Origin of the sequence: Helicobacter sp. 11-8110 (genome assembly GCF_003288905.1) — a bacterium.
Lineage (GTDB): Bacteria > Campylobacterota > Campylobacteria > Campylobacterales > Helicobacteraceae > Helicobacter_D > Helicobacter_D colisuis.
Genome location: NZ_NHYL01000001.1, coordinates 334456 through 360442, shown reverse-complemented (window position 1 = coordinate 360442; position 25987 = coordinate 334456). Strand labels below are relative to the sequence as shown.

General features: G+C 33.9%; 29 protein-coding genes and 1 pseudogene. 18 read left to right on the top strand and 12 right to left on the bottom strand.

All coding sequences use genetic code 11. The features are described 5' to 3' along the window. Nucleotides 1-44 precede the first annotated feature (44 nt). Complete coding sequence (locus CCY98_RS01720; protein WP_112056873.1) at nucleotides 45-1640, top strand: methyl-accepting chemotaxis protein; 1596 nt, start codon at nucleotides 45-47, stop codon at nucleotides 1638-1640. Here CCY98_RS01720 and CCY98_RS01715 read toward each other — a convergent pair. Next, on the bottom strand, nucleotides 1637-2590 hold the full coding sequence (locus CCY98_RS01715; RefSeq protein ID WP_250603292.1) for a tRNA-dihydrouridine synthase: 954 nt from the start codon (nucleotides 2588-2590) through the stop codon (nucleotides 1637-1639). The genes CCY98_RS01720 and CCY98_RS01715 overlap by 4 nt on opposite strands. 166 nt (nucleotides 2591-2756) lie before the next feature. Between CCY98_RS01715 and CCY98_RS01710 the strand changes: the two genes are divergently transcribed. Beyond that, the gene (locus CCY98_RS01710) at nucleotides 2757-3092 is read left to right on the top strand and encodes a DUF5666 domain-containing protein (RefSeq protein ID WP_112056872.1); all 336 of its coding nucleotides are present in this window, start codon (nucleotides 2757-2759) and stop codon (nucleotides 3090-3092) included. On the opposite strand, the gene CCY98_RS01705 is transcribed toward CCY98_RS01710, so the two are convergent. Genes CCY98_RS01705 through aroB form a run of 5 tightly spaced genes read right to left on the bottom strand, consistent with a single transcriptional unit; the run spans nucleotide 3093 to nucleotide 9018 of the window. Continuing rightward, the gene (locus tag CCY98_RS01705; protein ID WP_112056871.1) at nucleotides 3093-3416 is read right to left on the bottom strand and encodes a hypothetical protein; all 324 of its coding nucleotides are present in this window, start codon (nucleotides 3414-3416) and stop codon (nucleotides 3093-3095) included. Then, on the bottom strand, nucleotides 3403-5070 hold the full coding sequence (locus CCY98_RS01700; protein WP_112056870.1) for an ATP-dependent metallopeptidase FtsH/Yme1/Tma family protein: 1668 nt from the start codon (nucleotides 5068-5070) through the stop codon (nucleotides 3403-3405). The genes CCY98_RS01705 and CCY98_RS01700 overlap by 14 nt, the downstream gene beginning before the upstream one ends. Next, a complete protein-coding gene (mtaB, locus tag CCY98_RS01695; protein WP_112056869.1) occupies nucleotides 5057-6328 on the bottom strand; it encodes a tRNA (N(6)-L-threonylcarbamoyladenosine(37)-C(2))-methylthiotransferase MtaB in 1272 nt (423 codons plus the stop codon). The genes CCY98_RS01700 and mtaB overlap by 14 nt, the downstream gene beginning before the upstream one ends. Before the next feature lie 9 nt (nucleotides 6329-6337). Next, nucleotides 6338-7999, bottom strand: coding sequence for a mechanosensitive ion channel domain-containing protein (locus CCY98_RS01690; RefSeq protein WP_112056868.1), 1662 nt, complete (start codon nucleotides 7997-7999; stop codon nucleotides 6338-6340). Beyond that, nucleotides 7996-9018, bottom strand: coding sequence for a 3-dehydroquinate synthase (gene aroB, locus CCY98_RS01685; protein ID WP_112056867.1), 1023 nt, complete (start codon nucleotides 9016-9018; stop codon nucleotides 7996-7998). Before aroB ends, CCY98_RS01690 begins: the two co-directional genes overlap by 4 nt. A gap of 185 nt (nucleotides 9019-9203) precedes the next feature. Between aroB and CCY98_RS01680 the strand changes: the two genes are divergently transcribed. Beyond that, nucleotides 9204-9554, top strand: coding sequence for a multidrug efflux SMR transporter (locus tag CCY98_RS01680; RefSeq protein ID WP_112056866.1), 351 nt, complete (start codon nucleotides 9204-9206; stop codon nucleotides 9552-9554). A 3-nt stretch (nucleotides 9555-9557) separates the two neighbouring features. Beyond that, nucleotides 9558-9881: an SMR family transporter gene (locus tag CCY98_RS01675; RefSeq protein WP_112056865.1), complete on the top strand. Its 324-nt coding sequence runs from the start codon at nucleotides 9558-9560 to the stop codon at nucleotides 9879-9881. Nucleotides 9882-9936: 55 nt separating this feature from the next. On the opposite strand, the gene CCY98_RS01670 is transcribed toward CCY98_RS01675, so the two are convergent. After that, a complete protein-coding gene (locus CCY98_RS01670) occupies nucleotides 9937-11097 on the bottom strand; it encodes a pyridoxal phosphate-dependent aminotransferase (protein ID WP_112057078.1) in 1161 nt (386 codons plus the stop codon). 293 nt (nucleotides 11098-11390) lie between these two features. On the opposite strand from CCY98_RS01670, the pseudogene groES reads away from it, so the two are divergent. Further along, nucleotides 11391-11648 (top strand): annotated as a pseudogene (gene groES, locus CCY98_RS01665) (co-chaperone GroES); the annotation flags it as partial. 32 nt (nucleotides 11649-11680) lie between these two features. Next, nucleotides 11681-13321, top strand: coding sequence for a chaperonin GroEL (gene groL, locus CCY98_RS01660; RefSeq protein WP_112056864.1), 1641 nt, complete (start codon nucleotides 11681-11683; stop codon nucleotides 13319-13321). 198 nt (nucleotides 13322-13519) lie between these two features. Here the strand turns inward: groL and hypD are convergent, their stop codons facing one another. Together hypD and CCY98_RS01650 are read right to left on the bottom strand one after the other, a co-directional pair. Further along, nucleotides 13520-14635 carry a hydrogenase formation protein HypD gene (hypD, locus tag CCY98_RS01655; protein ID WP_112056863.1) on the bottom strand — a complete coding sequence of 372 codons (1116 nt, stop codon included), beginning with the start codon at nucleotides 14633-14635 and terminating at the stop codon, nucleotides 13520-13522. Between the two features lie 62 nt (nucleotides 14636-14697). Beyond that, nucleotides 14698-15150, bottom strand: a complete 453-nt coding sequence (locus tag CCY98_RS01650) for a hypothetical protein (protein ID WP_112056862.1) — start codon at nucleotides 15148-15150, stop codon at nucleotides 14698-14700. A 69-nt stretch (nucleotides 15151-15219) separates the two neighbouring features. Between CCY98_RS01650 and truB the strand changes: the two genes are divergently transcribed. From truB to CCY98_RS01605, 9 genes are read left to right on the top strand one after another with little or no spacing between them, the layout of a single operon-like run. After that, nucleotides 15220-16056, top strand: coding sequence for a tRNA pseudouridine(55) synthase TruB (gene truB, locus CCY98_RS01645; RefSeq protein WP_112056861.1), 837 nt, complete (start codon nucleotides 15220-15222; stop codon nucleotides 16054-16056). Beyond that, nucleotides 16050-16280, top strand: coding sequence for a carbon storage regulator CsrA (gene csrA / locus CCY98_RS01640; RefSeq protein WP_112056860.1), 231 nt, complete (start codon nucleotides 16050-16052; stop codon nucleotides 16278-16280). Before truB ends, csrA begins: the two co-directional genes overlap by 7 nt. Beyond that, the gene (locus CCY98_RS01635; RefSeq protein WP_112056859.1) at nucleotides 16281-17036 is read left to right on the top strand and encodes a 4-(cytidine 5'-diphospho)-2-C-methyl-D-erythritol kinase; all 756 of its coding nucleotides are present in this window, start codon (nucleotides 16281-16283) and stop codon (nucleotides 17034-17036) included. A gap of 2 nt (nucleotides 17037-17038) precedes the next feature. Beyond that, complete coding sequence (smpB, locus tag CCY98_RS01630; protein ID WP_112056858.1) at nucleotides 17039-17497, top strand: SsrA-binding protein SmpB; 459 nt, start codon at nucleotides 17039-17041, stop codon at nucleotides 17495-17497. A gap of 9 nt (nucleotides 17498-17506) precedes the next feature. Continuing rightward, on the top strand, nucleotides 17507-17974 hold the full coding sequence (gene exbB, locus CCY98_RS01625; protein ID WP_112056857.1) for a TonB-system energizer ExbB: 468 nt from the start codon (nucleotides 17507-17509) through the stop codon (nucleotides 17972-17974). A gap of 9 nt (nucleotides 17975-17983) precedes the next feature. After that, nucleotides 17984-18373 (top strand): biopolymer transporter ExbD, encoded by a 390-nt coding sequence (locus CCY98_RS01620; RefSeq protein WP_112056856.1) that lies wholly within the window; start codon nucleotides 17984-17986, stop codon nucleotides 18371-18373. Beyond that, nucleotides 18373-18555 carry a hypothetical protein gene (locus CCY98_RS01615; protein ID WP_112056855.1) on the top strand — a complete coding sequence of 61 codons (183 nt, stop codon included), beginning with the start codon at nucleotides 18373-18375 and terminating at the stop codon, nucleotides 18553-18555. The genes CCY98_RS01620 and CCY98_RS01615 overlap by 1 nt, the downstream gene beginning before the upstream one ends. Continuing rightward, on the top strand, nucleotides 18556-21177 hold the full coding sequence (locus CCY98_RS01610; protein ID WP_112056854.1) for a hypothetical protein: 2622 nt from the start codon (nucleotides 18556-18558) through the stop codon (nucleotides 21175-21177). Beyond that, nucleotides 21177-21971: an OmpA family protein gene (locus CCY98_RS01605; protein WP_112056853.1), complete on the top strand. Its 795-nt coding sequence runs from the start codon at nucleotides 21177-21179 to the stop codon at nucleotides 21969-21971. The genes CCY98_RS01610 and CCY98_RS01605 overlap by 1 nt, the downstream gene beginning before the upstream one ends. Here the strand turns inward: CCY98_RS01605 and ung are convergent. Genes ung through CCY98_RS01590 form a run of 3 tightly spaced genes read right to left on the bottom strand, consistent with a single transcriptional unit; the run spans nucleotide 21968 to nucleotide 23597 of the window. Then, nucleotides 21968-22660 carry a uracil-DNA glycosylase gene (ung, locus tag CCY98_RS01600; protein ID WP_112056852.1) on the bottom strand — a complete coding sequence of 231 codons (693 nt, stop codon included), beginning with the start codon at nucleotides 22658-22660 and terminating at the stop codon, nucleotides 21968-21970. The two genes, CCY98_RS01605 and ung, sit on opposite strands and share 4 nt — an antisense overlap. Then, complete coding sequence (gene gatC, locus CCY98_RS01595; RefSeq protein ID WP_112056851.1) at nucleotides 22660-22953, bottom strand: Asp-tRNA(Asn)/Glu-tRNA(Gln) amidotransferase subunit GatC; 294 nt, start codon at nucleotides 22951-22953, stop codon at nucleotides 22660-22662. Before gatC ends, ung begins: the two co-directional genes overlap by 1 nt. Next, complete coding sequence (locus tag CCY98_RS01590) at nucleotides 22950-23597, bottom strand: TetR/AcrR family transcriptional regulator (protein ID WP_112056850.1); 648 nt, start codon at nucleotides 23595-23597, stop codon at nucleotides 22950-22952. The genes gatC and CCY98_RS01590 overlap by 4 nt, the downstream gene beginning before the upstream one ends. A gap of 165 nt (nucleotides 23598-23762) precedes the next feature. Between CCY98_RS01590 and CCY98_RS01585 the strand changes: the two genes are divergently transcribed. From CCY98_RS01585 to CCY98_RS01575, 3 genes are read left to right on the top strand one after another with little or no spacing between them, the layout of a single operon-like run. Next, the gene (locus CCY98_RS01585; RefSeq protein WP_112057076.1) at nucleotides 23763-24236 is read left to right on the top strand and encodes an RNA pyrophosphohydrolase; all 474 of its coding nucleotides are present in this window, start codon (nucleotides 23763-23765) and stop codon (nucleotides 24234-24236) included. Then, nucleotides 24236-25441, top strand: a complete 1206-nt coding sequence (locus CCY98_RS01580; protein WP_112056849.1) for an aspartate kinase — start codon at nucleotides 24236-24238, stop codon at nucleotides 25439-25441. Before CCY98_RS01585 ends, CCY98_RS01580 begins: the two co-directional genes overlap by 1 nt. Continuing rightward, the gene (locus CCY98_RS01575; protein ID WP_112056848.1) at nucleotides 25441-25986 is read left to right on the top strand and encodes a HobA family DNA replication regulator; all 546 of its coding nucleotides are present in this window, start codon (nucleotides 25441-25443) and stop codon (nucleotides 25984-25986) included. The genes CCY98_RS01580 and CCY98_RS01575 overlap by 1 nt, the downstream gene beginning before the upstream one ends. Nucleotide 25987: the final 1 nt, after the last annotated feature.

The following is a 25987-nucleotide window of genomic DNA, read 5'->3' as shown; positions in this document are numbered from 1 at the left end:
AGTTTTTTAGATAACTCTTTTTAGAAAGCTGGGGATTATAGGACATGAAAATATTCAAAACAATTCGATCTAAAATTATTGCGCTTATTGTAGTATTTTTGGCAGTGCTTTTGGGGTTGGTGCATTTTAATCTCAACAGGGGGCTAGAGAACATTGTAGAAGATAGCTTTAGAAAGGAGCTAAACAAACTTAATGCAATGCTTTTTGAGGGATTGGAAGTGGCTATGAATACAGGAGATCCCATAATTATAGGTAGCTTTATTGAGGGATCTAAAAAAGTTCCTGGAATTGTGAATATGGAAGTTTTTCCTGCTAAAAATGTTATTGAACTTATGGGGCTTGATAAAGAATATACAAATAAGCAAGAGATTTTAGATGTTTTTGCTAGTAAAGAAGAATTGTTACGACCTTATGAAGCTAATAAAGACAAGGGTTATTTAATGGCAAAGCCAATTATCGCAGAAGAGTCTTGTCTTATGTGTCATGCTACTTCGCAAATAGGCGATGTGCTTGGAGTTGCTGAAATGCAAGTTTCAAGTAAAGAATTAGTTGAAAATTCTAATGTTATAAAATATAAAATTGTATTTTATATAGTGTTAGTGGGTGTTATTTTATTGTTGTTGCTTTTGTTTTTTATTAATCGTTGGGTTTTTTATCCAATTTCTAATTTATCTAATATGGCTTATGATCTCTCTCAAGGCGATGGGGATTTGACTAAGCGTTTGCCTGCAAAAAATGGCAATGAAATATCTAGAGCAAATTCTTATATTAATGATTTTATAGAAAAAATTGGAAATATGGTTTCAAATGCTAAAGAGCTAAGTCATCAAAACATTGCTCAAGCCAACAGGCTTTTTGTGGCTTCTAAAGAGATTAATGAAAGAATAGGGAAGTCTGTAGAAGTAGTCCAAAATAGCACCAAGCTTGGGAAAAATATTGAGAGTATGCTAAGCGATTCAATGGAATTGGTGCAAAGAAATACTCACAATATCCAAGAAACAACTAAGCAACTTTTGCAAACAAAAGAAATGCTTATCCAAGTAGCTAATGATGTGCAAGAAAATGTTAATGCAGAGCATCATATTGCAGATGGATTGGCAATGAGCGCACAAGAAACAGACAAAATCAAAGATGTTTTGAGTATAATTTCTGAAATTGCTGATCAAACAAGCTTATTGGCACTTAATGCTAATATTGAAGCAGCACGGGCTGGAGAAGCAGGCAGGGGATTTGCTGTAGTAGCTGATGAGGTAAGGAAACTAGCAGAAAGAACGCAAAAAAGCTTGAGTGAAATTAATGCAGTTGTGAATACTATTATTCAGTCTATTAGCGATTCTAATAGTGCAATGAGCGATAATGTTCAAAAAATTAGCAGGGTTTCTGATTCTTCTATGGATAGCACTAGAATCCTTGAAAGTAATGTTAAGGCTTTGGAAGGTTCTGTGCAGGCATCTTTGGAGACAATGCAGAAAATGCAAGATCTCTTTTCTAATGTAAGTGAAGTCTTAAAACAAGTAGGAGAAGTGGAAAAACTTACACAAGAAAATACACAAAGTGTAGATTTGATTAATGAAATTACGCAAGAAATTTCAGAAAAAGCAAATGGACTAAATGATCAGCTTGATTCTTTTAAATGCTAATTTTCAAAATCGCTATGCGAAAAGAAATTTAAAATCTCCTCACGCATAGTAGTTGGGTTGGTGATAGCATTAACTTTGCTGCGAAACTCACTAGCACCTTTTAGTCCTTTAGAGTAGGCGTGGAGGTTCTTTCTAAACATAATGGCTCCATAATCCCCTCTAAATTCAATTGTTCTATCAAAATGTTCTAGGGCAACTTGTTTTCTTAGCGCAACTGATTCTTCTAGATTATTTTTAATTTGTGTAAAAATCCATGGCTTTTCAATAGCAGATCTTCCTATCATAATACCATCAGCCCCTGTGAATTCTTTCACTTTTTTTGCTGTTTCTGGGGAATTAATTTCACCATTTGCGATAAGTGGGTGAGGAATATTTTCTTTAATGATTCTAATTGAATCATAATCAATTTTGTCTTTTTTATAACCATCGCTCTTAGTTCTGCCATGCACCACAACATAATCAATAGGAGAATCGCTAAGAGCTTTGGCAATTTCTAAAGGGATTTTTTTATCAAATCCTAAACGAACCTTAACACTAAGATAGGGGAAAAGACTAGTTTTTCTTAAAAGATTTAGAATCTTAACTAGCTTATTTAAGTCTTTAAGCAAAGAACTTCCACTCCCATGACTTGAGACTTTTGGAGCAGGACAGCCGCAGTTTAGATCAAGAATCTGAATAGAATCTTTGAATTGATTTAAAAATTCAACAGCCCTTTGGATAATCTGGAAATCATTCCCTGCAATTTGCAATGCAAAGGGATTTTCAAGGGGAGATTTTTCTATCATTTTAATGGTTTTTTTATTTTGAAAAGCAAGAGCATGGACACTTATCATCTCACTCACAGTAATATCTGCACCAAACTTTTTAACAACTTCTCTAAAGGGTAAATCGCTATAACCTGCCAATGGAGCTAACATGAGAGTGTTTTGCTTAATAATAGGTTCTTTCAAATATAAGCCTTTTTAGCGTGGGATTTTATCATAAAAATTAGAATCTTGGTATGGAATGTAGTTTTGCGATTGATAGAAATTTCAAGAAAAATTTTATTAATCTTGACAAAAAATACACAAAAAACTACTACAATTCTAAATGAATTTTTACAAGAAAGGATTAAAAATGAAAATCAAGAAAATTATTACAGGATTGTTAGCAGTGGGTTTGTTTAGTCTTCCAGCAGTGGCAGATTTTGATATTGATGGGCAAATTACTCAAATTAATGATGCTAAAAAAACAATTACAATTGCAGGACCAAGTGGAAATGTAGAAATACAAGTGTTTCCTTATACAGAGTTAAAAGGAGATGATTGTGGTATGTTTGGTGCATGGGATACTCATGAGAAATTTAGTGCTTTAAAAGTGGGAATGTTTGTGAGTGTTGATGCGATTCCACAAGCACAAGGTATGCTTGGAGCAAAAGAAATTGAATGGCAATGTGGCAGAAAAGCTTACTAATTAAAAGGCAATCACTAAGCCAAATTGGCTTAGGTGGTTGCATTCTTCAAAATTAAAAGAATTTTTTGAAATAAAAAAATAAATTTTACATTTATATTTTAAAATTTCCGTTAGTTTGCGCTGATAAATTAGTGATAAATCCAAATGAGTAAAAAAAACCAAAAGAATACTTTGAATGCGTTGGTGTTTTTTGAGTGTGGAGAGTGTGTAATCAATAGATTTTTGCCATTCTTTTTGGATTCCAATTACACTAAAAGGATTTAAAAGTTCTTTTGGAATAAAGTGTGGAGTGCAAGATTCTCCAAAAATCTTATAATTCTGCATGGATTAAATCTCTAATTTCGTGGTATTCTAATTTTTCCTTAGTTAAGAGTTCTTTTTGGATTTTCTCCAAAAGATATTTATAGTTTTTAAAGAAACTTAGGCGATCATTTTTGCAATCTTCTAGTATTCTTACCATATCTTTTTCGCTACCAAGCAATAATTCTCCCATACCATAAGATTCTACCATTTTATGAGCTAATTTTTTGGCTTCATTCAAATCATCTTTAGCATAAGAATAGCTTTCATTATAAAGTAACTCTAATGCAGCAATTCCAGATAGATGAATTTTGATTTGATTTTCCAGCTCATTTTTGCTTAAGAGCTCTTTATCAAGGTATTTTAGAGTGTTGCTCATTAAAGTAATTTTTTCAAAAGGAATTTCAAACCAATAAGCACTAAACGCCTTTGCGGCTTGATAATACGCTAGGATTTCTTTTTCTTTCTCATCATAGCTTAATTTTTTTCTAATCCCTACAATTACCTTATCGCGAACATTTAAAATATCTTCTTTTTGGATAATATTAGAGTTTCGCTTGATAGCAAAAAGTGCCGCTTCATTGACCAAAGAAGCAAGTGCAGCTCCACTAAACCCCACGCAAAGCTTAGCGACTTCTTCATAGTTAAAATCACAATTTTTGTCTCTTGTATGCACTTTTAAAATCTTAATGCGTTCTTGCAAATTGGGTAATTCTATAAAAATTCGTCGATCAAATCTCCCGCTTCTAAGTAGAGCTTCGTCCATTGATTCTATGTTGTTAGTCGCCCCAATGACAATAATTCCGCTACTATCTTCAAAACCATCCATTTCTGTTAAGAGTTGGTTGAGTGTGGTTTCGCGCTCTTCATTACGCATTCCACCACGCGCCTTGCCAACGGCATCAATTTCATCAATAAAAATAATCGCAGGTGCGTTGAGTTTGGCTTTGGTAAATAAATCATGCACTCTCTTAGCGCCCATTCCCACATAAATTTGCACAAAACTTGCACCACTTTGGTAATAAAAGGGAACCTTTGCTTCTCCTGCTAATGCTTTTGCGATGAGTGTTTTCCCAACACCAGGGGGTCCTACTAAAAGCACGCCTTTGGGGAGTTTCACACCAAAATCTTGGTATTTTTTTGGGAATCTTAGATAATCTACAATCTCTTTTAGCTCTTCTTTGGCTTCTGAGATTCCTGCTACATCTTCAAAGCCAAGATGAGAAGTAATGGGCTTAATATTATGCAAAAGAAAGGCTTCAGAAGCAATAGCTCGTGCTTGTTTTTGATAGTCAGAATCTTTTTGGGAGTTGTTTTGTAGGTTTTTTTGGGGTTTAGTTAAAAAGAATAAAATTACAAGCATCAATAACAACGCTAACAAAAATAAAGCAAAATTTTCTAAAATACCATTTTCTTGCGTAATTTCTAAAGGTATTGTTTGTCCAAAACTTTTTAAATCAATCGTGTCTTTAGCAATTTTATAGTTTTTGCCATCAAGATTAAAATAAAGATAGTCTCCTTTGATTTTTGCTTGTGTGGGTAGGGAGTCTTGGAGTATTTTATCTAGATGGGTTGTGCTAATTAAGATAGCATTGTCTTTTAGAACAAAAATACTAAAGATAACAATTGCAAATATTAGGGTAAAAATTCCAAAATAGAGAGTTTTAAATTTCTGCATAGTTTTTATCCATTTGTGGTATAAAGTGTGGTATTGTAATCCACGAATCTTTGGTTAATGGGGTTTTAGAAGTGATTTGAATCTTGTTGTAATATTCATCAAAACCACTAGCAAGATAAGAATTTTCATTGCTTTTTACTTCTTCAATCAAGACATTGAGAGACTTATTGTCTTTTGAGAGTTTTTTCCTAAAAGCAAAATTGTTTTCTGCAACTTTGGATTCGATTTGTTTTTTGCGGATTTTTGAAATATCTCCAGAAACTATTTCTTTTAGTGAAGCTGAAAAAGTCCCTGTTCTAGGACTATAAATAAAGCTATGAAGATGTGTAAGGGGGAATAAAACAAAGTTATTAAAAGCTTCTTCCCAAATTTTTTGGCTTTCTTGTGGGTGTCCAACGATAAAGTCACTTCCTAATGCAAAGCCTTTTTTGGCTAAGGCATTAAAAAGCTCTAAATCTTTTTCAAAAGTATTTTGGCGATTCATAAGCTTTAGCATAAAAGGAGAAGTATGTTGTAGTGCAATGTGTAGGTGTTTTTCAATCTTTGGGTGATCTAGAAAATCTAAAAAATCTTGTGTGATTTGTGAGGGTTCAAGACTCCCTAGGCGCAGTCGTTTGACTTCGGGAATTGCGCAAATTGATTCTAATAGGTTAGTTAAACTTTCATTTAAATCTTTACCCCAACTTCCCATATTAGTGCCAGTTAAGATAAATTCGCTAAAGCCATTTTGTGTGAGCTTGGCAATTTGATTGATAATTTTATTTTTCTCAAAACTTCTTGCTTTTCCCCTTACACTAGGAATAATACAATAAGAACATGCAAAATCACAACCTTCTTGAATCTTGATAAAAGCACGACTTTTACCAATAAAATCACTAATAATGTTGCGATCTAAACTCTCTAAATCACCTTCTAAATAAAAATTTTGGGTGCGCTTTAAAATTTCATTGATTGATTCTTTATAAGAATGACCAAAAGCACCGATAATAAGTCCTTTTTGCAATAATTCTTGTCCTTGAGTTTTCACACCGCAACCGGTAAAAAAGATTTTTTTACCCTCATTTTGAAGGCGATTAATGTAGTTTCTAACTCCACTATCAGCGCCATTAGTAACAGTGCAAGAATTCACTACAATAATATCTGAATCTTCTTCATAAGGGGTTTGCGAAAAATCCTTTAGGGAATGAATCATAACTTGTGTATCAAAAAGGTTGGTGCGACAACCAAAGGTTTTAAAAAATACTTTAGGTTTTTGCATAGGGAACTTTCATGTAAGTGGGATTGAGCCATTGGTTTTAGGCAATGTGCTAGAGAGTTTATTGCCCTCATAAATTGTGGTGCTTGGATAAGCAATTTTGATATTTTCTTCTTTTAAAATAAGATCAATAATTTCAGAGCTTATGGTGCTTCTAAGAGCTAGAGTGGCATAGGCATTGGTGAGATACCATACAGATATTTTAATCCCATTTTGCTCTAAAAGACTAAATACGCGCGGTTCTACATTGGTATTTTTAAAGGTGTAGCGATCGCGCAATTTATTGAATTGTTTTCTTGTGGATTCTGTGTATCCTTTGGCGTATTTTTTTGCACATTCTCTAGCGATATGACAAGCCTTAGCGTGATCTGAATCAAAGGTAATAGTAAAGTCAATACCATCCCAAACGGTTTTGATTCCTCCGTGGGTGTAGTTTGAAAACATAGTGGTAAAAACAAAGTTATTAGGGATAAAAATGACACGCCCAGCTCGGCGATTTTCGGTATAAGTTGTGAGTGTGATGTCTTCATATAAGGTAATGCGTAAAATTGAAATATCAAGCACATCGCCTACATACACAGCCCCTTCTTTGACGACTTTGATTCTATCGCCTGCATGCACAGAACCACCCACAACAATAACAATCCAGCCCAAAACAGACATAAAAAGATCTTTCATTGCAATAGCCAAACCAGCAGAGGCAAATCCAAGCACAGTAACAAGGTAACCCACATTATCTAAATAGGAAAAAAGTAAAATAAGGATAATAAGGGAAATATTTAAAAAATTAATGATTTTGTTGGTAGTGTAGATTCTTTCGTTATCGTGAATGTATTTGCGCACTCCAAGTTTGATAAAAAAAGCAATTCCCAAAAGAATTAAAATGCTAACACCAATTGTAATTCCCTTAATGATCTGGGATTTGATTTGTGAGGCTAGATGATTATTAACTTCTTCAATCTCTTTAGAAAAAATTTGTAAAGTTGTGGCAAAAATATTTTTGGTATTTTCTAGGATTTTTAATGCATTGGTGGTGTTTTTGATTTCCTCATAGATTTGATTGATGCTACTAAAAATGCAGTAATTTGCGGCACAAATTTGTTGAATCTTTGTTTTATCTTTAGAAGTTTCATAAAGAACAAGTAAATTTTTAAGTAGTTGCTCTTTTTGTCGGAGTTGCGAGATATTTTCTTCAAGAGTTTCATAATTTTTTTGGAGATTCCCTAGCTCCTCATTATTTTTTTTGATACGAGAGAGAGCATTAATAATCAAAATAGGATTAGTAACATTGGTAGTTTTTTCTAATTCATTAGGCTCGATAAGTTCTTTAAAGGGCGCATCTTTGTAGTGCCCTAGCAGATCTTTTTGGTTTTGGAGAGCTATGAGATTTCGTTTAAGGTTATTGAGTTGAGTTTGATTTTCAAGTGTGTTTGGGGATTCTTGAAGTGCTTGAATTTCTTTTTTGGTTTGATTGAGATTAAAGCTCACTTGCTGATAAGCTTGATAGTTTGAATATTTTTTCATCCAAATATTATTTTGGTGATTAAGAAAATTGTTAATTTTTGTGATTTGTGAATCGATTTGTTTAATTTGCTGAATATCATCCTTGAGTTCTGCAAATAGCGGAGTTAGAAATAAAAACAGGAGAGAAATTAAATGCAGAAGTTTTTTCATGCAAATTCCTCTAAGACCTCAATAATCGTAGATTTTGGAATATTAGTCTGGAAAGAAAAATTACCAATGCCACTAGGCAAAATAAAGGTGATTTGATTGTTTTGGCTTTTTTTATCTAAGAAAAAGGCTTGATAAAATGATTCTGTATTTTTAATCTTGTAGCTTGTAGGCAAATGGAATCTTTGAAGGGTTTTTAAGATAAGCTTAGATTCTTCTTGTGTGATGAGATTGAGTTTTAAAGCAAGGGTATTTGCCATAACCATTCCCAAGCTTACGGCTTCTCCATGAAGATAAGTCCCATAGCCACTTTGTAGTTCAATAATATGTCCAAAGGTATGCCCATAGTTTAGAGCTGCTCTAATTCCTTTTTCTTTTTCATCTTCTGCAACAACTTTTGCCTTGATAGATACAGCTTTGTAAATGACTTGTAAAAGGGTATTTGAATCATTGAGATTGGAGGTGCAAAGCTGATTAAAAAAGTCCTTATCAAAACAAATAGCCATTTTAATAATTTCTGCAACTCCGGCACTAAATTCTCTTGGCGGTAAAGTTTGCAAGAATTCTGTGTCAATATAAACTGCCTTGGGTTGATGAAAAAGCCCAATGAGATTTTTCCCAAATTGATTGTTAATTCCTGTTTTGCCTCCAACACTTGAATCCACTTGTGAAAGCAAGGTTGTAGGGATTTGAATAAAGTGGATTCCGCGCATAAAGATTCCTGCGGCAAATCCTACCATATCACCAATTACTCCTCCGCCAAAAGCGATCATTAAGGAATTTCTATCAAGGCGATGGTTAAAAGCAGCCTCTAAAATAATTTCAATACTTTGAAAATTTTTATAAGATTCTCCATCTTGGAGACAAATGCAATATACCTCAGTAGCTTCAAGGTTAGCAAGCAGCTTTTGTAGATGTAAGCCTGCAATTTTTGGATTTGTAATAACTAAAACTTTACCCCTGTGCTTGATTTTAGGTAGAGCACCAAAAGAAATTGTGTAACTAGGTAGTGTAATTTCCACTTAAATTGCCTTTGAAAAATAGTTCTGTATTTTAACACTTTTTATTTTTAGAAAAGCTTTTATGCTATAATTTTGCTATGAAAGTCTTTAAACTTCAACAAACCATCGATCCTCCTTGTTGTTAATTTTTCTGTATTACGACTTAATTTTTGTAAATATTTTTAATTCAAAAGGGTTTTTAAGAAATGTTTCGTGCGTGGTTATTTTTAATAATGGCTATTTTTTGTGAGGTATTTGGGGTTTCTGTTATGAATTATTCTGGGCAAGTTAATAAGTTTTTTGCTTATGGTTGTATGTTTTTTATGCTGGGAATTTCGTATTATTTTATGTCTTTGGCTATCCAAAGAATTAATGTAGGCACGGCGTATGCCATTTGGGAAATTGTAGGTTTATCATTGATTACGATTATTTCGGTTTTTATTTTTGGCAATCATTTAAATACACAGGAGTATATTGGGCTTACTTTGGCATTAATTGGGATTATTTTAGTAAATTTAGGCGAGAAACACTCTAGTCAAGATGATTTGGGGCGGTAAATAATGTTTAGTGTCTATTTTATCTATGTGATTTTAGCGGCCATTTTAGATATTGTTGCTAATTTAGCTTTAAATAAATCAGAGGGTTTTAGAAAGTTAAAGTGGGGATTATTTTCTATTGCTCTTGTGTGGTTAGCATTTTATTTGCTTGCATTGAGTGTGGAGGGGGGTATGAGCTTGGTAATTGCTTATACGCTTTGGGGTTGTATAGGTATTTTTGGGACAACTTTGGGAGGTTGGTATTTTTTTAATCAGAGACTTAAGCCTATAGGATGGATTGGAATTTTTATTATTGTTATTGCAGTTATTGTGTTAAAAACTGCTTAAAATGAGATGAATGGCTTTGCTCTTTGCTCCAAAAAGCAAAGCTAAAGAAGGCTTTTTAAGATTGGCAGAAGTTTGCGATTCTAGCAATACCTTTTTTAATGCTATCAAGATCGGTGGCAAAAGAAAAGCGGAAATACCCTTCTGCGCCAAAACCAATTCCTGGCACTACAGCTACCCCTTCTTTTTCAAGCAACGCTTTAGAAAATTCCATAGAATTAGGATTAACATTTTTGCAATTTACAAAGAGATAAAAAGCACCATCAGGCAAATCCACGCTTAGATTTTGAATCTTATTGAAAAGTTCGCAAGCAACATTTCTTCTTTCTTTGAAGGCTTGACACATTTTTTGAATATCTTGTTCTGCTCTGCCATCTAGCGCTGGAATTGAAGCCTTTTGTGTGATTGAGTTAATGTTGGAAAGAGATTGGCTTTGTAAGCCAACAATGAGTTGGCGTAACTTTTTGTCTTTGGTAGCAAGATATCCCATTCTCCAGCCAGTCATAGCAACAGCCTTGCTTAGTCCATTAATAGTAATGGTTCGCTCTAGCATATCTTGGCTAATGCTCCCACAAGAAGTAAAAGCGTTGTCATAAACAAGTTTTTCGTAAATTTCATCACTAATTACCCAAATATTTGTGCCTTTTAGAACTTCTGCAATAGATTCTAATTCGCTTTTAGAATACACCATTCCCGTTGGATTTGATGGGGTAGTTAAAACAAGGATTTTTGTTTTTGGCGTGATAGCGGATTTGAGTTGCTCTGGAGTGATTTTGAAGCGGTTTTCCTGCGTGGTTTGAATAAAGACATTTTTTCCACCACTATAAGTAACAAGTTCGGGATAAGTTACCCAGTAAGGACTTGGGATAATAACTTCATCATCTTTTTCAATGAGTGCTTGAAAAACATTAAACAAGGAATGTTTAGCGCCACTATTGACAATAATTTCTTCGGGAGAATAAGTAAGATGATTCTCATTTGAGAGTTTGTAGCTAATAGCTTGGAGTAATTCAGGAATCCCTGCAACCGCAGTGTATTTGGTAAAGCCATTTTGAATAGCTTTGATGGCTTCATCTTTGATGATTTGCGGAGTGTCAAAGTCAGGTTCTCCTGCAGAAAAAGAGAGAATGTCTCGTCCTTGTGCTTTGAGTTCTCTGGCTAAAGAGCTAATGGCAATAGTGATAGATTCTGATAGATTGGTAACTTTAGATGCATACATTTTATTTCCTTGCGCCTTTATTAAGCTTAATTTATTGTTTTTGACAATATCAAAAAGTTTATCCATTTTTTCTTTATTAAAAAATTAAAGTAAGAATCTGTAGTGAATATTTCTAGATTCTACAGAGAATTAAAGTAGCAATTTAAATATTAAGTTTAATGAGCTAATTAATATTTAGTCATATAGACTAAGAATTAATGACTTTTTTTACTAAAGATATTGACAAGCATAAAAAAAGTGATTATAATTTCACTCGTTTTTATAAAGATTTTTTAAATTATGGAGGTAATCCTATGAATTTTAAACCACTTGGTGAAAGAGTTTTAGTAGAAAGACTTGAGGAAGATACAAAAACTGCTTCTGGAATTATCATTCCTGATAACGCAAAAGAAAAGCCTTTGATGGGTGTTATAAAAGCAATTGGGAGCGAAGTTAAAGAAGTAAAAGTTGATGATAAGGTTGTATTTGGAAAATATTCTGGCACTGAAGTAAAGCTTGATGGGACAGAGTATTTGATTTTAAAATTAGAAGATGTTTTAGGCGTTATTGCCTAATTCAATATATTTAAAATAAGGAGTAAAAAATGGCAAGTAAAGAGATTAATTTTTCAGATAGCGCAAGAAATAGATTATTTGAGGGTGTAAAGCAATTAAGCGATGCAGTTAAAGTAACAATGGGACCAAGAGGGCGAAATGTGTTAATTCAAAAAAGCTTTGGTGCTCCAAGCATTACAAAAGATGGTGTGTCTGTGGCAAAAGAAATTGAATTAGCTGATCCTATTGCAAATATGGGTGCACAGCTTGTTAAAGAAGTCGCAAGTAAAACTGCAGATGCAGCAGGAGATGGAACAACAACAGCAACTGTCTTGGCTTATAGTATTTTCAAAGAAGGTTTAAGAAATATCACTGCTGGTGCAAATCCGATTGAAGTAAAAAGAGGAATGGATAAAGCAGCAGAGGCTATCACTCAAGAGTTAAAAAAGATTTCAAAGCCAGTTTCTGGTAAAAAAGAAATCGCACAAGTTGCAACTATTTCTGCAAACTCTGATGCAAAAGTAGGTGAGCTTATCGCTGAAGCAATGGAAAAAGTAGGTAAAGATGGTGTTATTACAGTTGAAGAAGCTAAGGGAATCAATGATGAACTAAGCGTAGTTGAAGGTATGCAGTTTGATAGAGGTTACTTGAGTCCTTACTTTGTAACTAATAGCGATAAAATGGAAGCAGAGCTAGAGCATCCTTATATTCTTTTAACAGATAAAAAAATCACTTCAATGAAAGATATTTTACCACTTTTAGAATCAACAATGAAAAGCGGAAAGCCTTTATTGATCATTGCTGAAGACATTGAAGGTGAAGCACTAACAACTTTGGTAGTGAATAAATTAAGAGGTGTTTTAAATGTTGCTGCAGTTAAAGCTCCTGGATTTGGCGATAGAAGAAAAGAAATGTTAAAAGACATCGCAACTCTAACAGGTGGCGAAGTGATTAGCGAAGAGCTTGGCAAAACTTTAGAAAATGCAACTATTGCAGATCTAGGACAAGCTTCAAGAATCGTTATTGATAAAGATAACACAACAATTGTAGATGGAGTAGGAAGCAAAGATGCAGTGAATGCAAGAATTGCACAAATTAAAACCCAAATTGAATCTACAACAAGTGATTATGATAGAGAAAAACTACAAGAAAGATTAGCAAAACTAAGTGGTGGTGTAGCAGTTATTAAAGTAGGTGCTGCAAGTGAAGTTGAAATGAAAGAGAAAAAAGATAGAGTAGATGATGCGCTCTCTGCTACAAAAGCAGCTGTAGAAGAAGGAATTATTATCGGTGGTGGTGCAGCTCTTATTCGTGCAGCAGCAAAAGTGAGCTTGAGTTTAGAGGGTGATGAGAAAATTGGTTATGAAATCATTAAACGCGCTATTTCTGCACCTATCAAACAAATCGCAACAAACGCAGGTTTCGATGATGGTGTAGTGGTTAATAATGTAGAACAAGATTCTAATGCAAACAATGGATTTGATGCATCAAGTGGTAAATATGTTGATATGTTTGAAGCAGGAATCATTGATCCATTAAAAGTAGCAAGAATCGCATTACAAAATGCTGTTTCTGTTTCAAGCTTGTTACTCACAACTGAAGCTACAGTGCATGAAATCAAAGAAGATAAGCCTGCAATGCCTGATATGAGTGGTATGGGCGGAATGGGAGGTATGGGCGGAATGATGTAATCCCCCCCCTCACTTTTTTATCTTTAATCCACTTAGCCTTTAAGGTTAAGTGGATTTTTTTGTATTTCCTTTAAAATCGTTTTTAAGTCCCCCAATAAGATTGTCAGTGTTAATTAAGCATAAGCAAATGAAAGCTTGTAGATATTCTTGAGTTTAACTGCTTTGTCTAAGGAATTAGAATTGTATCGTAAAAGGGGATTATGTGGGTTGGATTCCTTGGTATTTAAAGTATGCCGCACAAGCTCCCTCGCTACTTACCATACAGCTACCTAATGGATTTTGAGGGTTACAAGCCTTACCAAAAAGTTTGCAATCATAAGGTTTTTTATTTCCTTTTAAAATTTCACCACAAAGGCAATTTTTGTGTTCTTCTTTTGGGATTCCACCAAGATAATCTTTAAAAATAAGCGCTGCATCAAATTCACCAAATTCCTCTTTGAGTTTTAGTGAAGAGTGTGGGATTTCTCCAAGTCCGCGCCAATAGAAACTTTTTTCCAAGGTAAAGTATTGTTCAACTAGGCTTTGTGCTTTGAGATTCCCCTCATAAGTAACGCTTCTTGCATATTGTGTCTCTACTTTTGGGGAATTAGCAAGGCTTTGTTTGAGGATTGATAGAATGCTTTCTCCAACATCCACTGGTTCAAAACCACAAACTACAATGGGAATATGATATTTTTTAATCAAAGTTTCATAGATTTTAGAGCCTGTGATAACACTTACATGTGATGGAGCTAGAAGTGCGTTTATTTGACAATTTTCATCCCCTAAGATAATATCTAGAGGCGGGGGAACTAGCACATGATTGATATGAAAAAAGACATTTTTAAGATTTAATGTAATCACTTTTTGTAAGAGTGCAGCAGTCATTGGCGTAGTGGTTTCAAAACCTATTGCAAAATAAACGACTTTTTTATTTGGGTTATTTTGGGCAATTTTTAGAATCTCTAGGGGAGAATAAACAAAAATAACATTCAATCCTTTAGCACGAGCTTGCTGGAGACTCCCATAACTTCCTGGAACTTTTATCATATCTCCTAGCGTTACAAGAATCGCATCTTTTTGTGAAGCGATTTTGTAAGCACAATCAATGCGCCCTTTAGACATTACACACACAGGACAGCCTGGTCCATGCACAAATTCAATATTTTTTGGGAGGAGTTGAGGGAGTGCGTATTTCATAATGGTATGTGTATGTCCCCCGCATACTTCCATAATCTTAAGGGGTTTTGCGAGATTCTTGCTTAGTGTTTTGATAGCATTAAAGGCTTCTTTAATTTTTTGTGGATTGCGATAGGTGTCAATATAGGGATTCATCAAACCTTCTTTATTTAAAATAGTAGAAATTATGCCATTTTTTGTGTATGAAAAAATTTAAATTATGGTGTTTTTAAGGCTTTTGAGATTAAAGAATCAAAATGTTGATCATACATTGGATTAAACAAAGCTATTGGGATTTCATAGTTTTGTTTATAAAAAGAAGTGGTATCTTGAGTAATAACTTTAAGATTGAGTTGTATCAGATAGCGAGGATATGCGCTAAAAGAAATGCTTGGAGAGCGATCACCTTGAGATTCATTGTAAAAATGTGTAAAATGATAATGAATGGCTTGAATTTTTGGATTTGGATTTTGATTAAAAAGGATTTTGATGCGATTATCTAGTGTTTTTGAAAAATCTGTAGGAATAATGCTAGTGTCTAGAGTTTTATCATAGATAATTTTTGGATAAGGGGGTGTTGGATTATTTGGGGCAAGGGCAGTTTGATTGCAATTTACAATAAACAAAAGCGTAAAACTTAAAACAAAAAATGTTAGAATTCTATTTTTCATTTGATTATCCTTAAGTTATCATCAAAGCAGGTAAAAATTGCGATAGTTTAGCACAAAAATTTTAAAGGTATGGTTTTGAATGGTATTTTTGTGGCAAAAAAGCCTTTGTTTGTTTCTTCAAATGGGTATTTAGGGTTTTTAAAAAGACGCGATGGAGTTAAAAAAGCTGGATTTAGCGGGATTTTAGATCCTTTTGCTTGTGGAGTTTTGGTGGTGGCTTATGGACAATATACACGACTTTTTCCTTTTCTTAAAAAAACTCCAAAAGTTTATCAAGCGACACTTTGGCTTGGTTTGGAGAGTGATTCTTTAGATCTTGAAAATATCCAAAAAATTCATCAAACCAAAGTATTTTCTGAAGATCACCTAAAGGGAGTTTTGCAGAAATTTTGTGGAAAGATTCGCTTCATTCCTCCAAAATATAGTGCTAAAAAAATCAATGGGCAAAAAGCCTATGAACTTGCAAGAGCAGGAAAAGAAGTGCTACTAAAAGAGCAAACTATGGAGATTTTTAGGATTGAATTTTTAAATTACTCTCACCCTTTTTTGAGTTTTAAAGTGTGGGTGAGCGAGGGAAGTTATATACGAACTTTAGGTGAGATGATCGCAAAAGAGCTAGATTGTTTGGGGGGGCTTAGTTATTTGGAGAGATTGAGTGAAGGGGGATTGTGTTATGAGGGCGAAAAGCTTTTGGATCCTTTGGAGATTTTGGAGCTACCCAAAGTGCTTGGGATAAATAATAAAGATTTGAAGGAAAAGGTAAAAAATGGAAAAAAAATTACACAAGATGAATTGCAAATCGCCAAAGATGGAAAATATATAGTGCAATTTGAGGAATTTTTTTCTATAATTTCAAATCAAGAAAATAAAATAGAATATTTAGCAAACAGGATTCCTTTATGTTGATTTTATCAAGAAAAGAAAATGAAAGTGTTAGTATTGGAGAGGATATTACAATCAAGATTATTAGCATCGATAAGGGAAGTGTAAAAATAGGTTTTGAGGCGCCACCTCATTTGACAATCTTAAGAGAAGAGTTAAAACAAGCTATTTTGGAAACCAATAAAAAATCCCTTTCTCATAAAGAAGATAGAATTGATTGGTTAGTGAATGCTAAAAAGAAAAGCTAAATGATAAAGAGTTGCGCTAAGATTAATATTTTTTTAAAGATTACAGGCAGGGTGGTCGTAGAATCGGTTAAATACCATACGCTGTATTCACGCTTTATGTTAGTTAAGAATCTTTTTGATTGTTTGGAGATACAAGAAAGTAAAGTAGGGTTTGAGATTCTTGGAGATTTTGATTGTCCTATGGAGAAAAATACTATTTATAAAGTCTATGAAGTGGTGCTTCCTCTTTTAAATCAAGAAAGACAAGAATTTTTATCTCATCAAAAAATAGAAGTTGAAAAAAAAATACCAAGTGGTGCAGGATTGGGCGGTGGAAGTTCTAATGCAGCGGCTTTTTTATTGTGGATTAATGAGGTATTAGAATTACGATGGAGTTTTGAAAAGCTAAATGAAATTGCTCAAAAAGTGGGCAGTGATGTTCCATTTTTTGTAAGTCAATATGAAGTAGCAGATGTAAGTGGGCGTGGGGAAAAGATTTTTAAGAGCAGAGAGAAAGCTTTAGAAGTAGAGATTGTTACGCCAAAGATACATTGCGATACCACAAAAGTTTATCAAACCTATGCAAAAGACTTTTATGAGCCCACGCAGGAAAATTGGTTAGAATTTAGTAATGCAAAGATTCTAGGGCAATCGCCCTATGAAAATAATGATTTATTAAATTCTGCCATAAAGCTTTATCCAAGCCTAAAAGAATATGCGCAACAAGGCTATTTTTTAAGCGGAAGCGGAAGTAGCTTTTGGAAGGTAAAAGAATAAAAATGAAAATAATTGCCACTAACAAAAAAGCTTTGTATGATTTTTTTATTTTAGAAAAATATGAAGCAGGAATCGCACTAGAGGGCAGTGAGGTCAAGTCGATTCGAGCAGGGAGAGCGAATCTTAAAGATAGTTTTATAAAAATTATTAAGGGTGAAGCATTTTTGTTTCAAGCACATATTTCAGTGCTTGAAACGACAAATCGCCATTATAAGCCTGATGAGAAACGACCACGAAAGTTGCTATTGCATAAAAAGGAAATTGATAAGCTTTTTGGTAAAAGTCAAGTGGGAGGAATGAGCATTGTGGCTTTAAAATTGTATTTTAATAAGCGTAATAAAGTTAAGCTAGAAATCGCTTTAGCAAAAGGAAAGAATCTGCACGATAAGAGAGAAACGCTAAAAGAAAAAATACAAAATAGAGAAATTGCACAAACACTAAAAGAATTTCAGCGAAGATAGGGGGTTGTTTTGTTTGGATTAAACTTAAAAGAAATAGTAGAATATGGTGTGATGGGGATTTTGATACTAATGAGCATCATTGCGCTATGGGCAGTTTTTGAGCGATTTTTATTTTACCGCTATATCAAGCTTGTTTTGTATGAAAATAAAACAGAGTTAGAAATTGATCTCTCTAAGAATCTAACTTTGATTGCTACTATTGGTTCAAATGCGCCTTATGTTGGGCTTTTGGGAACGGTGTTTGGAATTATTATGACTTTTGTGCAAATAGGGCAATTAGGAATGGTGGATACTGCAAATATTATGACAGGACTTGCATTGGCTCTACAAGCTACAGCAGGTGGGCTTTTGGTTGCAATTCCATCCATTATTTTTTATAATCTTTTGATGAGAAAAAGTGAGGTTTTGATTGCGCAATGGGAGATTTTGCAAGAGAAAAAACAACGCAATCGTTCAAAAGAAGTTGAATCTTTTTAAGGTTTTGTAATGAGATATTCTAAGCGAATGGATAGTATTAATATCGTCCCCTTCATTGATATTATGCTTGTTTTATTAGTTATTGTTTTAACAAGTGCGACTTTTATTGCGCAAGGCAAGATACCCATTGCAATCCCTAAAGCACAAGGTTCTGAGACTATAAAAGAAGAATTAAAAAGTGTGGAAATTACTATTAATGCACAAGGGGAGTATTTTTTGGATAAGAATCAAGCTAGTCTTGAAGCAATCAAAGAAGCGCTTTTGGAGATGTCAAAAGACACTCCAATTTTGCTTAGGGGGGATCAAAAAAGCTATTTTGAAAAATTTATTGCGCTTGTTGGAATGTTAAATGAAATTGGGCGTGTGAATGTTGATATACAAGTGGAGCAAATACAATAATGTTAAAAGAAAATTATGATTTAACAACGATTATTTCGGCAGTTGTTACTTTTTTAATAGTTTTATTAGCAATTCGATTTATACTTTTTATAGTTAATCGCAAAGGTAGTCAGATACAAAAACCAGATTGGCTAGAGGGTGATGAGCGATTTGAAGTTAAAAAAAGAAAAAAAGGGCGATAAATGGAAAATATCCTTGTTAATATTGTTTTTACAATAGTTATGTTGGGGCTTGCATTATGGGATTTCTTGAGCTATGGGAAGCAAAAACACAGGGATTTTAAGTCTATTATTATGAGTGCAGGGGTTTTGGGGACCTTTGTGGGGATTTTTATTGGGTTACAAGATTTTAATGTTAATGAGATTGAAAATTCTGTCCCTTTTTTGTTAGAGGGGCTTAAGACTGCTTTTTATACTTCTATTTTAGGTATGTCTTTGGCGATTCTTTTAGCAATTGTTCAAAAAGGTAAAGCTGTTAAAAGTGATTTTGAAAATATGATGGATTATTTTTCATTGCAAGCCTCCAAACTTGATGATTTAAAATATTTAAGAACCATTGTAGATCAAAATCTTAAATTGCAAGATTTTCAAGAAAAATATCGTCTTGCCCAAGAAGAGAATTTTTTAAAAATTAGCAATCATTTTGATGCAACTAATCACACCTTAAAAGAAGCAATGCAATATCTAGTGCAAGGTGCCTCTAAGGAGCTTATTTCGGCATTAGAGAGTGTGATTAGGGATTTTAATCAAAAGATTACTGATCAATTTGGAGATAATTTTAAAGAGCTGAATGCTGCTGTTTTGCAGATGATATTGTGGCAAGAAAATTATAAAAACACTCTTGAGGGCTTAGATGAAAATCTAAAGAATACACTAGAAGTCTTTAAAAACTCCCAAGAAGTTTTAGAAATGGTAGCAGAGCGCAATAGTGAAGTGCTAGAAGTTTATAATGCTTTAGCCCATAGTATTGAAGCTTCAAGGATTGAAAATCAAAAGCTCTCTGAAATGTTATTAGGCTTTGAAGATATGCACAAAAACGCACAAAACGCTTTAGAATCAGTGCAGAGCCTAACTCACATTATGCAAGAATCTCACATACAAGCAATGGATTTAACAAAACAAAATTTACAAGAAGTGCGTGGATACTTGCAAACAAGTGTGCAAGAGCATAAAAATGCAACCCAAGAAATTCTAACCGGTAATTTACAGGTCTTGCAAAAGGATTATTTAGAATTAAGTGGAAATTTGAGTAATTTCCAAAAGGATTTGGGAGAATTTGCCCAAGGTTATTTGGTGCAAAATAAAGAAAGTATGGATCAATTTTTAATTCAAGTTCAAGAAAAATCAGAAAAATGCCTGGATTATATACAAAAAAGCAATGTTGAGTTAAATAATCAGAATCTTGAAATGCTAAAGGGTGCTAAAGAAAATATTGCAGAATATTTGAAAAAAGTAAGTGGTAGTTTTAAAGAAGCTTTAGGAGAGCTAGATAAGACACAAAAAGAATCGCTTTTGCTACTTGAGGGGCAAACACAAAAAAGTGATGCTATTTTGGAGCAACATAGACTAGAATTGGAAAATATCTTAAAAAATACGAGCGGGACTCTTGAGCAAATGGGAAGTGAAGCTAAAGAGAGTTTGCTTAAAAATACTAATGCATTAGAAGAACATATTGCTAATGCGGTTTTGGGATTTGATTCTTTGCTTGGCAATACCACTAAAACGCTACAAGAAAATTTTCAAGAATCCAAAGAAACCCTAAAAGAAATGTCTAAAGATATTGAAGATTCTATGCTAGTGGTTACAAAAAGCCTTGATTCGATGTTAAATGAAACTGCTAATTCTCTTAGTAAAAGCGCACAAAATATTGAAGAATCATTAGTAGATACCACTCAAAATCTTAAGGATAGTTTTTCTAAAACTACGCAAAATATTTCACAAAGTGTAGATAGATTGCTTGCTTATAATCAATCTAAATCAGAAGATATTCATAAGTTAATGGAGCAAAATTTAGAAGATTTGAATGTGAATCTCCAAACAATGTCGCAAAATGCACAAGAACACTATGAAGAATTACAAAACCAAATGCGATCAAGCTTTGGAGAATCGTATAAAAATGCAATAGAAACCCTTGGAGCTTATCTTAAAAATTCTTCTAATCTCTATCAAAATCAACTCTCTAAACTCTCACAAAATAGCCTAGAAACCTTACAAAAACATCATTTAGAGAGTTTGCAAAGCCACCAAGGAATGCAGCAAGATTTGCAAAAAAGTTTAAGTGAGATTGCACAGAAATTTGGTTTGGGAAGTAAGCAGATTCTAGGGACAATTGAGGGGTTATCTAAGGAATTGTTGCAGTTTTCTAGTCAGCATTTAGATAGTCATTCTCAAAAAGTCATAGCGCAATATCGCACTTTAGAGGAGAAAGTGAAGAGTATATTACAAGAAATGGCAAAGCACTATTTGGAGATGCTCTCTACTCTAACACAACAAAGTTTGGAGATACCCAAAAATGTTAGCACCGAGCTTTTAGGTGAGTTTAATAAATTGCAAAAGAATCTAGGAGAATCTTTGAGTGGAGCCTATATGGCTTTGGAAAGTAATCGTAAAGAAATTGAAGGGATTTTAAAAATTATTCAAAGCAATGTCGATACTTCACTTTCTAAAACAGCTAATCTTAATGAGAATCTTTGTCGCTCCCTAGGGGATTTAGATGATGCATTGTCTAATATTACTTTGGGATTTAGGCAGGATTATGAATGGTTTTTAAGGCGAATTAGAGAGCTTATGGGAGCTAGAAGCTAATGGCAAATGACTTCAATAGAGGGAATGAGTGGATTAGCATTTCTGATATGATGGCAGGGGTGATGATGATATTCCTGCTTGTAGCTGTGGGCTATATGGTAGTTATTAGTAAGACGCAAAAAGAGCTCGCCTTGCAAAATGCGGAACTTTTGGCATTAAATAGACAAATGAGTGATGTTGCCAAAACTCATCAGAATCTTCAAACAGAGCTTTATAAGGATTTAATAGCAGAATTTTCTAAGGATTTGGGAAAATGGAATGCGGAAATTGATGAGGGCAACACAGTGCGTTTTAGAGAACCAGATATTTTGTTTGATCAAGGTGAAAAGGAAGTGAAATCAAGATTTAAAGAAATTTTAGATGATTTTTTTCCTCGTTATATTAAAATTTTAAATCGCCCTCAATACAAAGAAGATATTGAAGAGATTCGGATTGAGGGACACACTTCTAAAGAATGGAAAAATGCAAAAAGCCTAGAGGATAGATATTTGGGAAATGCAGAATTATCTCAAGCAAGAGCTTTAGAGGTTTTGAAATATTGTTTTAATAATCAAGAAATTGCCAAAGAAAAGGAATGGCTAATTAGCGTTTTGCGTGCTAATGGATTGTCCTTTGCTAAACCGCTTGAGAGTGCTGAGCTTTCGCGCAGGGTTGAGTTTAAAGTTTTAACTAAGAGCAATCAAAAGATTCTAAAAATTTTAAATATTAATAAAGAAACGCAAGAAACGCAAACTAAACCTGCTAAAGATGAACTAGAATCTACAAAAGAAAGTAAAACAATAAGCAAAAATTAGATTTGCCAATCAATGGGATCTTTGTGAAGTGATTTTAGAATCTTGTTGGTTTTTGAGAAATGTCTGCAACCAAAGAAAGCACCACGAGCTAAAGGAGAAGGGTGTGCTGCTTCTAGGATAAAATGTTTTTTTGAATCAATGAGTTTTTTTTTGGCTTTGGCATAATTGCCCCAAAGCAAAAAAATAATCCCCTCTTTTTGTAAAGAAATGGTGCTAATAACATTGTCAGTAAAAGTCTGCCAGCCAAAATTTTGATGCGAAGCAGGTTTGTTTTGCTCTACACTTAAAACGCTATTAAGTAGCAAAACACCTTGTTTTGCCCATTTGCTTAGGTCTCCATCGTGGCTTGGTGGAATCCCTAAATCTTCATATAATTCCTGATAAATATTTTTTAAAGAGGGAGGAAGTGAAATCCCCTTTGGCACACTAAAAGATAATCCCATGGCTTGATTGGGGTTGTGATAAGGATCTTGCCCTAAAAGGACAACTTTTAGGGAAGTAAAGGGCGTGAGATTAAAGGCGTTAAAGATAAGATTTGCGGGTGGATAGAGAATCTTTCCTGCATTTTTAGCCTTTAGATAATGGCGTTTAATCTCTAAAAAATAGGGTTTTAAAAATTCATCTTTTAGTGCGAGTTTCCATGATTCTTCAATTTTAATATTTTCAAGTGAAATATTAATATCTTGCATTATTCAATAATTTTTGGAACAATAAAGAAATTCTCTTCGCCCTTGGGCGCATTTTTAAGAACATTAGCCGCAATTTCAGGTTTATTTTCTACTACATCTTCGCGCATAGGAAGTGTTGAATGAAACGTATTGAAAGAAGCAGGAATCTCGCTCAAATCTAGCGCATTGATATTTTCAACAAAATGCACGATTTCATTAAGATTTTCTTTGGTTGATTCTAATTTTTCTGGGCTAATTTCAAGACTTGCCAAATTTTGTAGGCGCGCTAGTAATTGATTGTCAATGTTGTTCATAATGTCTCCTTGTTGTGTTGTAGATAAAGCAAAAATACATGTGCAGCTTTTCTTGCGATTCTTTCTGTTTCTTCATTGTTTGGGGGAATGTAATTAGAATCTAAAAGAGAATGCAATAAATAAGGACTAACAATAAGATCAATGCAAAATTTCGCATCTTCTTGTAAGTTTTGAATGTAGATTTTTTCCCTTTTAGCATAAGTTTCAAGGCATTTTGAAAAATAAGAAAGGATTTTATCAACACACGAAACTTGAAAAGTCTGTAACAACTCTGAATCATTATAACCTTCAACAAAAATAAGGCGGTTTAGCGCAATGGTTTCTGGTGTGAAAATTTCACTAAGAAGTTTTTTCCCAATGAAAATAAGAAAATCTTGCAAACAAAGTTCAGACTGCTCTACTTGCGTAAAATGCTCTGCTAAAGATTGAAAAAAATCGCTATTTTCTTGTTCAATGACCTTTTGAAAAAGATTCCTTTTATTTCCAAAAAGTTTATAAATAGTCGCTAAAGAACCACCACTTTCTTTGATGATCATTTGTAAGCTAGTTTTTTCATAGCCGTATTTCAAAAAAAGTTGATAGGCAATATTGAGTGTTTTTTGATATTTTTCTTGAGCGCCTCTTGCAAGTCTTTGTGCTTCCAAAACATTCCTTTAGAAAGCTAAAATTTAAATGTTATTTAAAATCTATTTTTACTTTAAGTCTTGGAATTCTATAAAATTTTGACTTAATATTTACTGCATTTAAAAACTCTTTAAAAACATTTCAATTATTATTTTAAAAATATTTTGACTTATAGGAGTTATTTGGTGAGAAAAGAAACAAAAACTTATCGACCCAATGTTGCTGCTATCATACTTTCTCCAAAATATCCATTAACTTGTGAGGTTTTTATCGCAAGTCGCACAGATGTTAAGAATGCGTGGCAATTCCCGCAAGGCGGAATTGATAAATCAGAGACGCCTAGAGAAGCTTTGTTTCGTGAGCTTAAGGAAGAGATTGGAACAGATAAGGTGGATATTGTTGCAGAATATCCAGAGTGGATTAGTTATGATTTTCCACCTTCTGTTGTAAAGCGAATGTATCCTTATGATGGACAGATACAAAAGTATTTCTTGGTGCGCTTACAAGAAAATGGAATTATAGACATTAACACAGAGGAGCCAGAGTTTGATGAGTATAAATTTGTAACATTTGAGGATTTATTTAGTCATATTACTTATTTTAAGCGTCCGGTTTATCGTCAAGTCTTAGAATATTTTAAAAGAAAGGGGTATTTGTAATGCTAATTGTTCAAAAATATGGTGGCACTAGCGTTGGTGATTGCGAAAGGATTCAAAATGTCGCCAAGCGTGTCGTGGAATCAAAAGAAAAGGGGAATAGCCTTGTTGTAGTGGTTTCTGCTATGAGTGGAGAGACTGATAAGCTATTGGGCTATACGAAGTTTTTCTCAAGACTCCCAAAAGAGCGGGAAGTGGATATGGTGCTTAGCGCAGGTGAGAGAGTTACAAGCGCACTTTTGGCTATTGCTTTAGAGGAAATGGGTTATAAAGCAATTTCTTTGAGTGGTCGTGCGGCAGGGATTGTTACAGACACTTCGCATACCAAAGCAAGAATTGAAGAAATTGATACAACCTATCTCAATGAGCTACTAGCTAAAGATTATATTGTTGTGGTAGCAGGGTTCCAAGGGGTTACAGAAAAAGGTGAGGTAACCACGCTAGGCAGGGGAGGGAGCGATCTCTCTGCAGTGGCACTTGCTGGAGCATTGCAAGCAGATTTGTGTGAGATTTACACAGATGTTGATGGGGTTTATACCACCGATCCAAGAATTGAACCTAAGGCAAAAAAGATAGATAAAATTAGCTATGATGAAATGTTGGAGCTTGCTTCAATGGGAGCTAAAGTTTTATTAAATCGTTCAGTTGAAATGGCAAAAAAACTCAATGTTAATTTGGTTACAAGAAGTAGTTTTAATTACAATGAAGGCACATTAATTACAAAGGAAGAAGAAATTATGGAACATCCAATTGTTAGCGGAATCGCATTAGATAAAAATCAAGCAAGAGTGAGCATTTGCAATGTAGAAGATAGACCGGGGATTGCAGCAGAAATTTTTGGGGCTTTGAGTGAGGCAAATATCAATGTTGATATGATTGTGCAAACAATTGGCAGAGATGGCAAGACAGATTTAGATTTTACAATTCCAGAAGTGGAGCTTGAAAACACAAAACGCGTTTTAAAAGCATTTGAAGGAAGTGTGGAGAGTATTGATTATGATTCAGATATTGCAAAGGTTTCCATTGTGGGCGTGGGTATGAAATCTCATAGTGGAGTGGCTGCAAGAGCATTCCAAGCTTTAGCAGAAGATAATATTAATATTATGATGATTAGCACAAGCGAGATTAAAATTTCAATGGTGATTCGCTTAAAATATGCAGAATTAGCCATTAGAACTCTCCATAGTGTGTATCAATTAGATAAATAATGCAAGATATTGTTAGCTGGACTACGCAGATTCTAAGGCATGATGCTAGTCGCCCTACTTGGCTTGAAGAGCGCAAGTTTGAGTGGATTCCACTCATTAAACGCGCCCTGCAAAGAATCTTTAATGGTGAGAGTATGATTTTGATTACTGATAGGGATAGGGAGTGGTTTGCGCATTATGTGATTTTTTCTATTAATAGAACTAATAATCGCCCTTATGTCCCTGTTGTAAGCATTAATGCGCTCTTCCCTCAAATTGATAAGAATCAGCAAGATGATTCAGAGGTGCTTTTAATTAGTGATTATTTGAATAATATTTTTTCTCAAGGTTATTTCTTTTGGTATGTTGGCAAAAATGATGCCTTGCGCGCTAAACTTGCCTTGAGTCATGAGGATTGCTTTTTGTGGATTTTTGACACTGAATTGCAAAATAGCTTTACTTTGCAATCAACTGATCCTTTGGTGGATATTAAATTAATGCAAATGTATCGAATCTTTAATCTAACCATTGAAGCGGCTTTGTTTGGACAAATTACAATGGAATAAA

Excerpts from the sequence above, each read along its gene's own strand:
- gatC (WP_112056851.1), bottom strand. The coding sequence starts at position 22,953 with ATGAACAACATTGACAATCAATTACTAGCGCGCCTACAAAATTTGGCA.
- CCY98_RS01710 (WP_112056872.1), top strand. The coding sequence starts at position 2,757 with ATGAAAATCAAGAAAATTATTACAGGATTGTTAGCAGTGGGTTTGTTT.
- CCY98_RS01670 (WP_112057078.1), bottom strand. The coding sequence starts at position 11,097 with ATGTATGCATCTAAAGTTACCAATCTATCAGAATCTATCACTATTGCC.
- CCY98_RS01720 (WP_112056873.1), top strand. The coding sequence starts at position 45 with ATGAAAATATTCAAAACAATTCGATCTAAAATTATTGCGCTTATTGTA.
- groL (WP_112056864.1), top strand. The coding sequence starts at position 11,681 with ATGGCAAGTAAAGAGATTAATTTTTCAGATAGCGCAAGAAATAGATTA.
- CCY98_RS01680 (WP_112056866.1), top strand. The coding sequence starts at position 9,204 with ATGTTTCGTGCGTGGTTATTTTTAATAATGGCTATTTTTTGTGAGGTA.
- CCY98_RS01635 (WP_112056859.1), top strand. The coding sequence starts at position 16,281 with ATGATAAAGAGTTGCGCTAAGATTAATATTTTTTTAAAGATTACAGGC.
- hypD (WP_112056863.1), bottom strand. The coding sequence starts at position 14,635 with ATGAATCCCTATATTGACACCTATCGCAATCCACAAAAAATTAAAGAA.
- CCY98_RS01700 (WP_112056870.1), bottom strand. The coding sequence starts at position 5,070 with ATGCAGAAATTTAAAACTCTCTATTTTGGAATTTTTACCCTAATATTT.
- CCY98_RS01580 (WP_112056849.1), top strand. The coding sequence starts at position 24,236 with ATGCTAATTGTTCAAAAATATGGTGGCACTAGCGTTGGTGATTGCGAA.
- CCY98_RS01705 (WP_112056871.1), bottom strand. The coding sequence starts at position 3,416 with ATGCAGAATTATAAGATTTTTGGAGAATCTTGCACTCCACACTTTATT.
- smpB (WP_112056858.1), top strand. The coding sequence starts at position 17,039 with ATGAAAATAATTGCCACTAACAAAAAAGCTTTGTATGATTTTTTTATT.
- CCY98_RS01620 (WP_112056856.1), top strand. The coding sequence starts at position 17,984 with ATGAGATATTCTAAGCGAATGGATAGTATTAATATCGTCCCCTTCATT.
- CCY98_RS01605 (WP_112056853.1), top strand. The coding sequence starts at position 21,177 with ATGGCAAATGACTTCAATAGAGGGAATGAGTGGATTAGCATTTCTGAT.
- CCY98_RS01690 (WP_112056868.1), bottom strand. The coding sequence starts at position 7,999 with ATGAAAAAACTTCTGCATTTAATTTCTCTCCTGTTTTTATTTCTAACT.
- CCY98_RS01675 (WP_112056865.1), top strand. The coding sequence starts at position 9,558 with ATGTTTAGTGTCTATTTTATCTATGTGATTTTAGCGGCCATTTTAGAT.
- CCY98_RS01610 (WP_112056854.1), top strand. The coding sequence starts at position 18,556 with ATGGAAAATATCCTTGTTAATATTGTTTTTACAATAGTTATGTTGGGG.
- CCY98_RS01615 (WP_112056855.1), top strand. The coding sequence starts at position 18,373 with ATGTTAAAAGAAAATTATGATTTAACAACGATTATTTCGGCAGTTGTT.
- CCY98_RS01650 (WP_112056862.1), bottom strand. The coding sequence starts at position 15,150 with ATGAAAAATAGAATTCTAACATTTTTTGTTTTAAGTTTTACGCTTTTG.
- truB (WP_112056861.1), top strand. The coding sequence starts at position 15,220 with ATGGTTTTGAATGGTATTTTTGTGGCAAAAAAGCCTTTGTTTGTTTCT.
- mtaB (WP_112056869.1), bottom strand. The coding sequence starts at position 6,328 with ATGCAAAAACCTAAAGTATTTTTTAAAACCTTTGGTTGTCGCACCAAC.
- CCY98_RS01575 (WP_112056848.1), top strand. The coding sequence starts at position 25,441 with ATGCAAGATATTGTTAGCTGGACTACGCAGATTCTAAGGCATGATGCT.
- csrA (WP_112056860.1), top strand. The coding sequence starts at position 16,050 with ATGTTGATTTTATCAAGAAAAGAAAATGAAAGTGTTAGTATTGGAGAG.
- ung (WP_112056852.1), bottom strand. The coding sequence starts at position 22,660 with ATGCAAGATATTAATATTTCACTTGAAAATATTAAAATTGAAGAATCA.